Consider the following 14584-nt stretch of genomic DNA (forward strand, 5'->3'; position numbering starts at 1 on the left):
CATTTGCTAAATCAACCATAAAAAAAGATGCCACTTAGAGCATCTTTTTTTATTTTTTAATCCTAAAAATAACCGTTATGCCAACACGTCACCAACAACACAAGTATCTGGCAAGGTAACGACTGTTAAGCCAGTCTTTGGCTCACCAGTTGACAATACCATACCTTCTGATACGCCAAATTTCATCTTGCGTGGAGCAAGGTTGGTCACGCAAATGACTTTCTTATTAATCAATTGCTCAGGCTCATAAAACTTGCGAATACCGCTAAATACGTTACGTGGCTTGTCTTCACCAACATCTAGCGTGAACTGTAGTAGCTTATCAGCACCTTCGACATGGTTACACTCTAAAACGTGTGCGACTTTCATCTCGACTTTTGCAAAGTCTTCAATACCAATATAGTCAGTTTGTTCAGCATCTGCATTTGTTGCAGGTGCTTTGTCTTTTGCGGCAGGAGCGTCTGCTTGAGTTAAGGATGCTTTAGAATCTTCTACCATCGCTTCAATATCTTTTTCTTCGATACGTTGCATCAGTGGTTTGAATTTATTGATTTTATGACCTAGTAACCACTCATTACGACTGGCAAAACTTAGATCATCAAGGTTCAAAAACTCTTTCGCATTATTAGTCAGCTCAGGTAATACTGGCGCGAGATAAACCATCAATTGACGGAAGATATTGATAGCGACCGAGCAGACGTCTTGAACTTCTTGCTCAGTACCCTCCAATTTCGCTAGTGACCATGGTTTTTTGGCATCGATATATTCGTTGGCCTTGTCCGCACATTGCATGATTAGGCGCATAGCACGCGAGAATTCACGATTCTCATAAGCAGCAGCAATCTCATCACCCGTTTTGGTGATGTCTTCTAATAGCTCTGACTCGACGCAAACTTCTGATAGCATACCGTCGTACTTCTTAACCAAGAACCCTGCACTACGACTGGCGATATTGACGACCTTACCAACCAAGTCAGAGTTGACCTTTTGCATAAAATCTTCTAAATCTAAATTGATGTCTTCAACTTTGTCAGACAGTTTACTGGCGAAATAATAACGCAGGTATTCAGGATGTAAGTGCTCAGCATACGTCTCGGCCTTGATAAAAGTACCGCGTGACTTACTCATTTTTTCGCCATTGACCATCAAGAAACCATGGGCAAAGACACCAGTTGGCGTGCGTAACTCACTACCAGCTAGCATGGCTGGCCAAAACAAGGCATGGAAGTAAACAATGTCTTTACCGATGAAGTGATAAACCTCAGTTTTGTGCTCGTTTTCTTGTGCCCAGTAGCGGTCGAAATCAAGTGCTTGGTCTGTCCCTGCACGCTTATCACATAGATTTTTAAAGCTTGCCATGTAGCCCACTGGCGCATCTAGCCATACGTAAAAGTATTTGTCTGGTTCATCACTTGGGGTATCTGGAATTTGGAAGCCGAAGTAGGGTGCATCACGCGAGATATCCCAGCTGGCAAGTCCTGCCTCAAACCATTCTTGTAGTTTATTAGCCACTGATGTTTGTAGACGGTTGTTACTGCGCGTCCAGTCTTTTAGGAACTGTTCAAACTCTGGCAAATCAAAGAAATAATGCTTAGAGGTTTTGAGCTCTGGCGTTGCATTAGACAATGTCGAATGCGGATCTTTTAAATCTGTTGCATCGTACGTAGTACCACATACTTCGCAGTTATCGCCGTACTGATCTGGTGAATCACACTCTGGGCAAGTACCTTTGACAAAGCGATCGGCTAGAAATAATTGCTTTTCAGGATCAAATAACTGCTCGACATCTTTTGTGCTGATATGACCAGCATCATTGAGACGACGATAAATCAGCTCAGAGAACTGTTTGTTTTCTTCTGAATGAGTGCTGTGGTAGTTATCAAAGTTGATAAGGAACTTTGAAAAATCCGCTTCATGTGAGGCTTTAACTGAGGCAATTTGCTCTTCTGGTGTTACGCCATTGGCTTCTGCTTTGAGCATGATTGCCGTACCGTGTGCATCATCCGCGCAGACATAGGTGACCTGATGGCCTTGCGCTTTCATTGCACGTACCCAAATGTCAGTCTGAATATATTCTACAAGATGCCCCAAATGGATATAGCCATTGGCGTAGGGCAGCGCACTGGTTACTAGAATCTCACGCACAAAATCACCTATATTTTTATATAAACGGGTTAATTATCGACCATCTCAAGCGGTTCATCGCTCATCGATGCGACATCGTTAATGCTAAAAACTTCTAAAAATAATAAAAATTCAAAAAGTGCGCCTATGATACCGTAATTCAGATAATTTTGTGATATTCCTTGGTAATTACTTCTCATTTGGCAGGCATTTATTAGCCATAAACGATAAGCTTACACCGTATTTGATGGTCATAAACCAGCCATAAAAAACCCACCAAGCATGATGCTAAGTGGATTTTTATTTATGTATTACTAGCTTAGGTATTAGTAGCAAATACCGATTAACTTAGAATGAACCAAACATCGTACCCAAGATAATAACAGCAACCACAGCGACCAACGGAATGACCATTGTAACCATCGCCAAGTTTAAATAAGACTGCTTATGGGTCAGACCACAAATGGCTAGCAAGGTAATGACAGCGCCACTGTGTGGAAGCGTATCAAGACCACCTGCCGCCATGACAGCTACACGGTGCATAAGCTCAGGGTCGATGCCAGCATTGACTGCCATTCTTAGATAATCTTCACCCAATGTCGACAGCGCAATACTCAAACCGCCAGACGATGAACCTGTGATACCAGCAAGCGTAGTCATAGCGACCGCTTCTGAGATCAGAGGGTTGTCAGGGTTTAGGTTTAGGATGCTATCACGAATGATAAGGAAGCCTGCGAGCGACGCGATAACTGCACCGTAACCCACTTCTGATGCAGTATTGAAAATCGGCAACATAGAATCATAAGTACCACGGTTAATAGTTTTTTGGAGATTATTCCAATGTCCGATACGCAGCAAAATTAACACCACACAAGCCACGACCAACGAGATAATAATTGACCATAACCCAAGTGAGCCTGCGACATTTAAGTCTGGGAACTGAGTTTGTAGACTACTGAAATCTATCGATGGGAAAATCACATAGGTCAATAGAGCGTTCAAGCCAATGACCAATACGAGTGGAATCATTGCAATGGTAAAAGAAGTATGATGAGTGTTTAATACCTCAGCTTCTTTTGCCGTTGCACCAACACCGCCTACATCTTCTTCGTCATGCTGACCATAACCTTCGCCTGCTGCATTGGCTTTTCTGGCGCGTGACTGGAGCCACATCCAACCACAAACAAACATGATCGTACCACCGATGATGCCCAAAATAGGGGCGGCAAATACGTTGGTGTTGTAGTAAGGAATTGGAATAGCGTTTTGGATAGCTGGCGTACCTGGCAGTGCAGTCATCGTAAACGTAAATGACCCTAAGGCAATCGCTGCTGGAATCAAACGTTTTGGAATATCTGCTGCTCTAAACAAGTCTTTGGCGATTGGATAGATAGCAAAAGCCACAACGAACAACGATACACCGCCATAGGTCAAAATAGCACAGACCAAAATCACCGCAAGGATAGCTTTGCTAGCACCGAGCTTTTCGACCACTGTATTGGCAATGGCGGTTGCTGCGCCAGAGTCTGCCATTAGACGTCCAAATAGTGCGCCTAGCAAGAATATCGGAAAGAATTTTAGTAAGAATCCACTTAACGCGCCCATAAAGACATCGGTATAAGCGGGAATGGTGCTTAAGAAGTCACCTGACAGTAAGACTGCTAATGTCGCCATAATCGGTGCTAGGATCAGCACAGAATAACCGCGATAAGCAAAGAACATGAGTAATAATAGGGTAATGACAATAGCAAGTGTACTAAACATGACGGCCCTCCTTGGCAAAAAATAAGGCAGCGAGTATGCCGTGCTTGTCGATGTAGGTCAATAAAATTAATCAAAATAAGCCTATTTCGTCTGTTTTATCAAACATAAATCTAGACTTATAGACTGCTAACCATTAATATCTCGACAATTTAACTCCTGCACAGCGTTGACTCACATGCGCTGATGGTTATTTTCTAGTCGCTACGAAAATAATATGTTAAGTTAGCACAAGTGTTTCACGCATGATATAGCGAGATAGAATGTATTGTTATGAATGCCAATATAAAATATAATGCTTGCCCTATATCAGATGTGGTGGCAATAACCGCACTTAAATCTGATAAACGTTCAACAAGGCGCTAATAACAACTCTTAAAACCAAACATCAAATTTACAAGGAATGTGAATATGTTTAGTGCCATCACTAATATGAGCGTGCAGTTAGTCAATCGCTATCTACCATCCCCATTCGTATTTTCGATCGTTTTGACCCTTATCGCGTTTGCTGTAGGACTGGCTACTACTGGCCAGGATATGATTGCTATGGCAGGGCACTGGGGCAATGGACTATGGTCATTGCATAGCTTTGCCATGCAAATGGCGTTGGTCTTAGTGACCGGTTATGCCTTTGCTAGTGCCCCATTTATCCAGCGCTTATTGGACAATCTCGCTAGTAGAGTCCACTCTCCTACGACCGCCATTATCGTATCAACCTTGGTTGGGTTGGTCGGCTCATGGATAAACTGGGGTTTTGGTTTAATCATCGGGGCAATCTTTGCAAAGGCATTGGCTAGAAAAGTGGCTAATGTCGACTATCCGCTATTGGTCGCTGCCGCCTATTCAGGTTTTGTGATTTGGCATGGTGGTTTTTCAGGTTCGATACCGCTGACACTTAGCTCGGGCGGTGATACGCTCCTGACGTTGTCAGGCAACACTATGACCGAAGCAGTGCCTTTATCAGAGACGGTATTTGCAGGCTATAACATGCTGCTAGTAGGTTTGCTTATCTTTATTTTACCACTCGTCAATCGCTTTATGCATCCTAAAAACCCTACGGTTATTGATCCTAAGCTGATCAAAGAAGAGATCTACGTCGCGCCCCAAAGAGAGACGCCTGCACAAAAGCTAGATGATAGCCGTATTATCGCTGTCATCTTATTGGCCTTAGCACTGATGTACTATATCAGCGAGTTTGGTAGTAACGGTTTTAATCTAGGGCTAAACATCGTCATTGGGCTATTCTTATTCATAGGTTTGCTATCACATGGCACGCTAGAGCGTTATTATCGCGCCGTACACTCAGGGATAGGTGGCATCACAGGTATTGTGCTATTGTTCCCGTTCTACGGCGGTATCATGGGCATCATGACAGGTGCAAATGCTGATGGTATCTCTATCAGTACGCAAGTGACCGAGTTTTTTGTCAATTCCGCCTCCGCAGACAGCTTTCCGATTTTTGCATTTTTAAGTGCTGGCTTGGTCAACGTCTTTGTACCATCGGGCGGTGGACAGTTTGCGGTACAAGGCCCTGTTATGATTCCTGCTGGTATCGAACTGGGTGTTAGTCCAGCCATTACTGCAATGGCGATTGCATGGGGTGACGCATGGACAAACATGATTCAACCGTTTTGGGCGTTGCCATTATTGGGTATCGCAGGTTTGGATGCACGCGCTATCATGGGCTACTGCCTAATAGTACTGGCAGTCTCTGGTGCCATTATCATGGGCGTTTTCTGGCTATTGGTATAGTCATTCCACTATAAAAATACTACTGCGTTAACCTCGCTTGAAGTATTTAATATACATCTACACTCGGTTGCCTTGTACTATTTTTAAATTGAATCGACTATACAAGTTTATAACGCGCAAAAGAAAAATAAGCATGATGAATTTTCACTGTTAGGTTTTATTAAAAGCAACAATCAAACGGATAATTGAGACACTTAATTCAGCATTAGGGCATGTCCTAATATATGCACGGATTAAAAATATAAATAACAGTCATAGGAGACAAGCATGAGTCAGTCAAAAGTATATAACAGTGCCGAAGAAGCGCTAAAAGGTGTCGTTAGTGACGGGCAAACGCTCGCAATCGGTGGCTTCGGTCTATGTGGTATTCCAGAAGCATTAATCGAAGCGCTGCGCGATAGCAAAGTCAAAGAGCTCACCTGTATCAGTAATAACGCTGGTGTCGATGACTTCGGTCTTGGTCTACTACTACAGACACGCCAAATCAAAAAAATGATTTCGTCATACGTGGGTGAAAACAAAGAGTTTGAGCGCCAGTATTTGGCAGGCGAGCTAGAGGTTGAATTGACCCCGCAAGGGACTTTGGCTGAAAAATTGCGCTCAGGCGGCGCTGGTATTCCTGCGTTTTATACCGCAACGGGCGTAGGTACATTAGTCGCTGAAGGCAAAGAGACTCGTGATTTTGATGGACGTACTTATGTGTTGGAGCATTCCTTACGCGCTGATGTCGCTCTAATTAAAGCGCAAAAGGCTGATAAAGCGGGCAATCTGATATTTAATAAAACGGCTCGTAACTTTAACCCAGACTGCGCGATGGCCGGTAAAACCACGATCGTCGAAGTCGAAGAAATCGTTGAGACGGGTACGTTTGATCCAGATGAAGTGCATCTACCGGGTATTTTTGTTCAACGTATTGTATTGAATGCTAGCCCTGAAAAACGTATCGAAAAGACCACGACTAAAGCTGTAGAAGGCGCGTAAATAAAAACGTGGTTGACGCTTAATCGTAAGTGAAATCAATAGTTAATTTTAGATTGATAATAGTTTAAACAGCTAATTGATTCGATAACTGGCTGTCTAAATGAATAAAAATAGAATATCGCAAAAAATAAGGAAATCAGCATGGCATGGACAAGAGAGCAAATGGCGCAACGCGCTGCAAAAGAGCTACAAGATGGCTACTATGTGAACTTAGGCATCGGTCTCCCAACGTTGGTCGCCAACTACATTCCTGAAGGCGTGGACGTATGGCTACAATCAGAGAATGGCCTGCTAGGTATTGGTGAGTTCCCTACAGCAGAAAACGTTGATGCGGACTTGATTAACGCTGGCAAGCAAACAGTAACCGCAGAAGCTGGTGCTAGCTATTTTAGTAGCTCAGAGTCTTTCTCAATGATTCGTGGTGGTCATGTCAACTTGGCCATATTGGGTGCAATGGAAGTGTCAGAAAAAGGCGACCTTGCCAACTGGATGATTCCCAAAAAGATGGTCAAAGGCATGGGCGGGGCGATGGATTTGGTCGCAGGCGTACAGCGTGTGATTGTATTGATGGAGCAGGTAAATAAGCACGGCGATCCAAAAATCTTGGCAAACTGTGAGCTACCATTGACGGGTAAAGGCGTGGTTGATCGTATCATCACCGAGCTTGCCGTATTAGATGTTACTGATAATGGCCTAAAGCTGGTTGAATTAGCAGATGGTGTGAGCTTTGACGAACTACAAGAAAAAACACCAGTAAGTATTATTCAGTAAACTTTGTACAGTAAAGTGACTGTCCTAAGATTAATATGTTTTATCCCGCAAATAAATACGCCACTATGATTATAGTGGCGTATTTGTTCAGTTCAATTTCATAAAAACTAATAATATTTTAGACCATGATAAGGAATATGTATGGCGACCCAATTAGAACAAGATTTGACAGGCAAAGTAGCATTGGTCACTGGCTCTGCAAGTGGTATCGGACGTGACATCGCTGAAACTTATGCAAAAGCAGGCGCAGCGGTTGGTATTGCCGATATCAACCTTGAAGCGGCACAAAAAACCGTTGATGCTATTGAAGCTGCTGGTGGACGTGCTCTGGCGATTGCTATGGATGTTACCTCAGAAGATGCGGTAAACGACGGTTTACAACAGCTAGTAGATACTTTTGGCAGTATTGATATTTTGGTTTCTAATGCTGGTATTCAGATCATCGACCCTATCGATAAAATGGCATTTAGCGATTGGAAGAAAATGCTGAACATCCACTTAGATGGCGCTTTTTTGACCACTAAAGCCGCGATTAAGCACATGTATAAAGGTGATAAGGGCGGCACAGTTATTTATATGGGCTCTGCTCATTCGCATGAGGCATCATTGTATAAAGCCCCTTATGTGACCGCGAAGCACGGACTACTAGGACTGTGCCGTGTGTTAGCCAAAGAAGGTGCAGCGCATAAGGTACGCTCGCATGTGATTTGCCCAGGGTTTGTCAAAACGCCATTGGTAGAAAAACAAATCCCAGAGCAAGCAGCTGAAAAGGGCATCAGTGAAGAGTCGGTTATTAACGATATCATGCTGGTCAATACCGTAGATAAAGAGTTTACGACAGTAGAAGATATTGCCCAATTGGCGCTATTTTTAGCGGCTTTCCCAACCAATGTATTTACTGGACAATCTATCGTGGCCAGTCATGGCTGGTTTATGAATTAATATATATACAACTTGCATATACCACAACGTCAGACCTACTGGCGTTGTGGTTTTTTTATGCGTCCAATTCAGCTACACTGTCACGATAGAAGGTTTGGCTAATGTACTCATGAACGCTATCGGTTGTAAGATACGCAATGAGACGACTTGAGCGATTTGCCAGATCTACCCACTTGTATAGGCCATAATAGTAGCTATGTTTAACTTTATGAAGAAAAAAACCACAAAAACCGAAACGCCTCAGCAGCAGGCAGAGCGTGATAGTGCCGTCGACAAAGTCCTACTTGGATATGAAATAGGTGCTGTCAGTATTGCCACAATGGTTACAGGACTTGAGCGTGATGGCGAAGCACTTACGTTAGACCTGCGTTTGCCGAAAGACAGCAATCCTGAAGTTATCCAGCAGGAGCTTGGGCAGTTGCTACATCCACATGGTATTACTACGATTCATATGAATGTACGTCTGCCTGCGCCAGAAAAAGGTTCAGGCTCGAGCTTACCAAAACAGATGCCAAAGACAACCAATGCGATGGAATCCCAGCCTTCATCTGGCGCTAATAACAATACTAGTAGCACTAACGCTGAGCCACCGATTACGAAAGCTGCACCTACGCAAGCATCATTGGCCGCGCATCCTCGTATCCGTCATATTATTGTCGTGGCATCAGGTAAGGGCGGTGTTGGCAAATCAACTACCACGGTCAATATCGCCTTAGCACTACAAAAGCTTGGCAATCGCGTTGGTGTACTGGATGCAGATATCTATGGTCCTAGTATGCCAACGATGTTGGGCGTTGCTGATGTGAAGCCGCAACTAGAAAACGAGCAGTTCGTACCGGTCGATGCGCATGGTATGGCAATGCTCTCTATCGGTAGCTTACTCGATGGAGATAATACGCCGGTTGCATGGCGTGGACCAAAAGCCACGGGTGCATTGATGCAGCTATATAATCAAACCAACTGGCCGCAGCTAGACTATCTAGTGATTGATATGCCACCAGGTACGGGTGATATACAGCTGACATTGGCGCAGCGTATTCCTGTCACGGGTGCTGTTATTGTCACGACACCGCAGCATGTTGCATTGCTCGATGCGCAAAAAGGCGTTGAGATGTTTAACAAGACTAATATTCCTGTGCTTGGCGTGGTTGAAAACATGGCGCTACACACTTGTAGCAATTGTAACCACACCGAAGCGATCTTTGGTACGGGTGGCGGTGAGTTTATCGCTGAGCAATATCATGTACCACTATTGGGTCAGCTACCACTTGCCAGTGGCATTCGTGCACAAGTTGATAAAGGCGTGCCAAGCGTATTGGCTGATGATGAGTTTGCACAATATTACCTAGATATTGCCAAAAACATCGAAACCAACATCAATAAATTCGCAAAGCCTGTCGATGATAAGCGGATTTTCTAGTGTCTAATGATTGGATAGGGTATTGGTTACTCAGCTAGTCTAAAACCAATGTATGATAAAACAGCCATCACGCTATAAATTCAGCCATCAATTCCGTATAATCGTCGCTATTAAATATTTGCTAAGGAACAACAATGTCTATTAAGTCTGACCGCTGGATTCGTAAAATGGCCGAAGAGCACGGCATGATTGAACCGTACGAGCCGGGTCAAGTGCGCTTTAATGATGCAGGCGAACGTTTGGTTAGCTACGGCACCTCAAGCTACGGTTATGATGTGCGCTGTGCTCCTGAATTTAAAGTTTTTACCAACGTACATTCAGTGGTCGTTGATCCTAAAAACTTCGATGATAAAAGCTTTATCGATATCGTTGGTGACGAGTGCATCATTCCACCTAATTCGTTTGCTCTAGCTCGTACTATGGAGTATTTCCGTATTCCGCGTGATGTACTGACTATTTGCCTAGGTAAATCGACTTACGCGCGCTGCGGTATTATCGTCAACGTAACCCCGCTTGAGCCTGAGTGGGAAGGGCACGTTACTTTAGAGTTTAGTAATACGACCAATCTGCCAGCCCGTATCTATGCTGGCGAAGGCGTAGCGCAAATGCTGTTTTTCCAAAGTGATGCTGATGACGTTTGTGAGACCAGTTACAAAGACCGCGGTGGTAAATACCAAGGTCAGCGCGGCGTGACACTGCCAAGAACCTAATCAGTAGGCGTCCGTTTAAAAGCTTATCAGTTATAGAAAGTTAATAAGCCTTTAAATAGTTAATAAAAAAGCTAGTCATATTAAATATGGCTAGCTTTTTCGTTGTGTTAAATAGAACTGGTCTAAGGGTCTATTTATTTCAAGACTTTCTACTTTAATACCTTTAAACCCGCCTTGTTATCGCGCTTTGGTTTAGGTGCTTTGGCAGGACTGTTATTAGACATTGGTGCTGAGTCGTCTTCTGGCTGATAGTTATCATATTCTTTTGGATCAAAAAACATCCCTTGCGAGTTCTCTTTAGCATAGATACCCATCACCGCAGTAAGCGGTACCCAGATTTCTTGTGAGACGCCACCAAAACGCGCGCTAAAATGAATATAGTCATTTTCCATACTCATGTTACCAGTAGCACGGCTGGCGATATTTAATACGATACGGCCGTCTTGCACATGCTCGGTTGGTATTTGCACATTGTCAGCGGTAGCATCGACCATCAAGTATGGCGTCAGAGCGTTGTCTTCTATCCATTGATATAGTGCGCGTACCATATAAGGGCGGGTAGGTGTAATAAAGGTGGTTTCGCTCATCTAATGATTTCCTATACTAATAATTTTTAATAATGAAAAATATCTCGTTCAGCAATTTATCGAATGACAAATGCTAATTAACGTTTATCTTATTTATACTTTATTTTAGGACAGCTTTCGATACTTGTCTAATCAACGCACGCTTTTTTGGAAGCTACTACGCTCAAACACTCTCGTTTGGTATTCAAACAATGGACGGCTAATAGCACGTGGCAGCTCAATACCCATCTCATCTAATCGCCATAATAGTGGCGCTAATAACACGTCACACCAACCAAATTCATCAGCCATAAAGTAAGGCTTATGAGCAAACAGCGGTGACAGAGTAATCAATGAATCACTGAGCTGTTTTTTGGCAACGGCGGCTTGTGATTTATTAAAGCTATCTGGATGCGTCAGCAGACGTTTGCCAAGTACTAACCAATCACGCTGAATACGCCAAGCTAATTGGCGAAACTGTGCACGCTCTTGCGGTGTTTCAGGGAGCAATTTATTTGTGTGATAACGCTCTTCAAGGTACTCAAAAATGACGTTAACCTCATAAAGCGCAATCTCACGCTGCTGTAATACAGGCAAGGTATGATAGGGGTTTAGCTCAGTCAAATCTTCAGGGCGCTCAGAATGTAAGCGAGACAAATAGTAAGCGAGCTTTTTTTCTTCAAGTAATAGGCGTACCACATGACTGTCGTAGCCGTCATCAGCATACAAAATTAGCTGACTACTTGGAATGTCATTCGCATCAATCATGAAAGCCTAATGTTAATAGTGAAGGCTGTCATCGTAAACAAACTCGCAACGTTTATCAAGGTAGTGTACGTAAACATTAACGCTGAGCGACTTATTTTCCGGCATATCTAGTATTTATGCTCTATATCAAGGCACAAAAAAGCACTACCAAAGTAGTGCCTTTTTTATTTCTCAGAACTATCTGCTGACTATGACTTATTTGACATCTTTCCAGAATTCTTTATTCAATAAGTAAACTGGGATGAGCAGTACTAATAAAAATAGAATTACAAAGAAACCAATTACTTGACGGTCATGACGAGCAGGTTCACCCATCCACGCCATAAAGTTAACCAAGTCACCAACTTCAGATTCAAACTCTTCTTGGCTCAACTCTTCTTGCATATTATGCAATACGTGAGGCATCGCTGCATTGGCCAGTACTAAGTTGTTTGCACCCCAAGGACGGCTTGGATCTTCATAGAACGATAGTAGGTAAGTATATACCCAATCATCGCCACGTAGACGTGTCTCAAGTGATAGATCAGGCGGCGCGGCGCCAAACCAAGACGCTTGAATCTCAGGATCGATTTCAGCAGTAATGTGGTCACCGATTTGATCAGTGGTAACCATCAAATACTTTTCAACCAGCTCAGGCGGTATCTCTAAATCTTTGGCAATGCGTGAGTGACGAACATATTTGGCTGAGTGACACCCAGCACAGTAGTTCATAAAGATTTTTGCACCGTTTTGTAGCGAGCCCTTATTGGTAAAATCAATAGGAGCAGTACTACAAGCCAAATGCTCTTCAACACCTTCAGCGTTAGTAAACGTGCCACATCCGTGACCACCAGCCGCCATTGCCGTACCAGCAGTCAACGTCAATGCCGCGCCTAAGCCTAGACCAGCTAGGGATTTAATTAGCGTGCTCATTAGTGACCTCCGGTAACGCGTTCTGGTGGCTGTTTACACTTCTCGATGGCAGTGTAGAACGGCATCAGTAAGAAGAACAAGAAATATAGAATCGTGAATACACGAGCCATGATAGTTGCCGTTGGTGTAGCAGGCGTCGCACCTAAGTAGCCCAATACAACAAAGCTAATAGCAAATACAGTAAGCGCGATTTTAGACAAGATACCTTTGTAACGCATAGAGCGTACAGGCGATCTATCAAGCCATGGAATCAAGAACAGTACAGCAATTGCAGCACCCATTGCGATAACACCACCAAGCTTATCAGGAACAGCACGCAAGATAGCGTAGAAAGGCGTGTAGTACCATACTGGTGCAATATGCGCTGGTGTTTTCAGTGAGTTCGCTGTCTCAAAGTTTGGTGGCTCAAGGAAGAAACCGCCGCCTTCTGGGAAGAAGAATACCACTGCAAAGAAACAGATAAAGAATACTACGATACCAACCATGTCATGCACAGTATAGTACGGATGGAATTCGATACCGTCTAAAGGCACACCATTTTTGTCTTTTAGCTTTTTGATGTCGATGCCATCAGGGTTGTTCGAACCCACATGGTGCAACGCCACAATATGCATAAATACTAGGCCCACGAGTACTAATGGAATAGCAACAACGTGTAGAGCAAAGAAACGGTTTAGGGTGATACCTGAGATGATATAGTCACCACGTACCCATTCAGCAAGGCCATCACCAATCACTGGCAACGCTGCAGGTAAGTTCAAGATAACCTGAGCACCCCAGAATGACATGTTGCCCCAAGGTAGTAGGTAACCGAAGAAACCTTCTGCCATAAGTGCTAGGTAGATACCCATACCGATGAGCCAAATAAGCTCACGAGGTTTTTGGTATGAACCGTATAGCAAGGCGCGGAACATATGCAGGTATACAACGACGAAAAACGCAGATGCGCCGGTTGAGTGCATATAGCGAATGAGCCAACCACCTTTTACGTCACGCATGATGTATTCAACAGACGCAAATGCCCCTTCGGCACTTGGGTTGTACATCATGGTAAGCCATATACCAGTCACCAATTGGTTGACCAATACAATCATTGATAGCACGCCAAAGAAGTACCAAAAGTTAAAGTTCTTTGGTGCGTAGTACTTTGACATATGGTATTCATAGGTTTCGGTCGCTGGAAAACGCGCGTCCACCCAATGCATTAACTTTTTACCCATACTCATATTAAGCCTCCCCAACCGTCAAGATGGTACCATCCATACCATATTCTGGAACGGGTAAATTAAGTGGTGCAGGGACGCCGCTATACACGCGACCTGCTAAGTCATATTTTGACCCGTGACACGGACAGAAAAATCCGCCGTACCAATCATTACCACCTAAATCCACCGCGCCCACATCAGGACGGTAGTTTGGTGCACAGCCCAAATGTGTGCAAACGCCTTCGACAACCAATACGGTTGGATCTAAAGAGCGAGTAGGATTTTTGCAATATTCAGGTTGTAGAGACGCATCAGACTCAGGGTCAGATAATAGAGGTTTGACTGACTCTAGTCCTGCAACCATGTCTTCGGTGCGCTTAACCACATAAATAGGTTTACCACGGTATTTGACGACGATCATTTGTCCATCTTCGATAGAACCAATATCTTGGGTCACTGCAGCCCCTGCAGCCTCAGCTTTAGCGCTTGGGTACCAAGAACGGACAAAAGGTGTCGCCACGGCAGCTACCCCAGCTGCACCAATCGCGGCAGTTGAGGCAATAAGAACTCTACGGCGTTGTACATTAACGCCTTCGGCTTGGCTCATTAATACTTCCTCCAGGTGAATGAAATGGGATTATCCCACACTGGGTTTGTGGCTTAGAAAATATA

Annotated in this window: 13 protein-coding genes; 6 read left to right on the forward strand and 7 right to left on the reverse strand. The window is 43.8% G+C overall.

Going from position 1 to position 14584, the window contains the following annotated elements:
* Window positions 1–75: 75 nt before the first annotated feature.
* Window positions 76–2145, reverse strand: coding sequence for a methionine--tRNA ligase (metG, locus tag ABFV72_RS01085; protein ID WP_347161921.1), 2070 nt, complete (start codon window positions 2143–2145; stop codon window positions 76–78).
* 327 nt (window positions 2146–2472) lie between these two features.
* Entirely contained in the window at window positions 2473–3888 is a 1416-nt protein-coding gene (locus ABFV72_RS01090; RefSeq protein WP_347161923.1) for a GntP family permease, read from the reverse strand.
* Window positions 3889–4296: 408 nt separating this feature from the next.
* On the opposite strand from ABFV72_RS01090, the gene ABFV72_RS01095 reads away from it, so the two are divergent.
* The 6 genes from ABFV72_RS01095 to dcd all read left to right on the forward strand — a co-directional run bounded on the left by ABFV72_RS01095 (window position 4297) and on the right by dcd (window position 10461).
* Window positions 4297–5637: a short-chain fatty acid transporter gene (locus tag ABFV72_RS01095; protein ID WP_347161925.1), complete on the forward strand. Its 1341-nt coding sequence runs from the start codon at window positions 4297–4299 to the stop codon at window positions 5635–5637.
* A 267-nt stretch (window positions 5638–5904) separates the two neighbouring features.
* Window positions 5905–6618: a CoA transferase subunit A gene (locus ABFV72_RS01100; RefSeq protein WP_298807975.1), complete on the forward strand. Its 714-nt coding sequence runs from the start codon at window positions 5905–5907 to the stop codon at window positions 6616–6618.
* A gap of 141 nt (window positions 6619–6759) precedes the next feature.
* Entirely contained in the window at window positions 6760–7389 is a 630-nt protein-coding gene (locus ABFV72_RS01105; RefSeq protein ID WP_201547983.1) for a 3-oxoacid CoA-transferase subunit B, read from the forward strand.
* 141 nt (window positions 7390–7530) lie between these two features.
* The gene (locus ABFV72_RS01110; RefSeq protein ID WP_347161928.1) at window positions 7531–8331 is read left to right on the forward strand and encodes a 3-hydroxybutyrate dehydrogenase; all 801 of its coding nucleotides are present in this window, start codon (window positions 7531–7533) and stop codon (window positions 8329–8331) included.
* 196 nt (window positions 8332–8527) lie between these two features.
* Window positions 8528–9751 (forward strand): iron-sulfur cluster carrier protein ApbC, encoded by a 1224-nt coding sequence (apbC, locus tag ABFV72_RS01115; RefSeq protein WP_347161930.1) that lies wholly within the window; start codon window positions 8528–8530, stop codon window positions 9749–9751.
* 134 nt (window positions 9752–9885) lie between these two features.
* Window positions 9886–10461: a dCTP deaminase gene (gene dcd / locus ABFV72_RS01120; RefSeq protein WP_058024138.1), complete on the forward strand. Its 576-nt coding sequence runs from the start codon at window positions 9886–9888 to the stop codon at window positions 10459–10461.
* 149 nt (window positions 10462–10610) lie between these two features.
* Here the strand turns inward: dcd and ABFV72_RS01125 are convergent, their stop codons facing one another.
* The 5 genes from ABFV72_RS01125 to petA form a co-directional block, all read right to left on the reverse strand.
* Window positions 10611–11048 (reverse strand): ClpXP protease specificity-enhancing factor, encoded by a 438-nt coding sequence (locus tag ABFV72_RS01125; RefSeq protein ID WP_347161932.1) that lies wholly within the window; start codon window positions 11046–11048, stop codon window positions 10611–10613.
* A 132-nt stretch (window positions 11049–11180) separates the two neighbouring features.
* Window positions 11181–11795, reverse strand: coding sequence for a glutathione S-transferase N-terminal domain-containing protein (locus ABFV72_RS01130; protein ID WP_347161934.1), 615 nt, complete (start codon window positions 11793–11795; stop codon window positions 11181–11183).
* Between the two features lie 195 nt (window positions 11796–11990).
* Window positions 11991–12707, reverse strand: coding sequence for a cytochrome c1 (locus tag ABFV72_RS01135; protein WP_298807958.1), 717 nt, complete (start codon window positions 12705–12707; stop codon window positions 11991–11993).
* Window positions 12707–13912, reverse strand: coding sequence for a cytochrome b (locus ABFV72_RS01140; protein WP_178379291.1), 1206 nt, complete (start codon window positions 13910–13912; stop codon window positions 12707–12709). The genes ABFV72_RS01135 and ABFV72_RS01140 overlap by 1 nt, the downstream gene beginning before the upstream one ends.
* Before the next feature lie 22 nt (window positions 13913–13934).
* Window positions 13935–14519, reverse strand: coding sequence for a ubiquinol-cytochrome c reductase iron-sulfur subunit (gene petA, locus ABFV72_RS01145; protein ID WP_057759305.1), 585 nt, complete (start codon window positions 14517–14519; stop codon window positions 13935–13937).
* Window positions 14520–14584 lie beyond the last annotated feature (65 nt).

The organism is Psychrobacter proteolyticus (assembly GCF_039762275.1).
Taxonomy (GTDB): Bacteria; Pseudomonadota; Gammaproteobacteria; order Pseudomonadales; family Moraxellaceae; genus Psychrobacter; species Psychrobacter proteolyticus_C.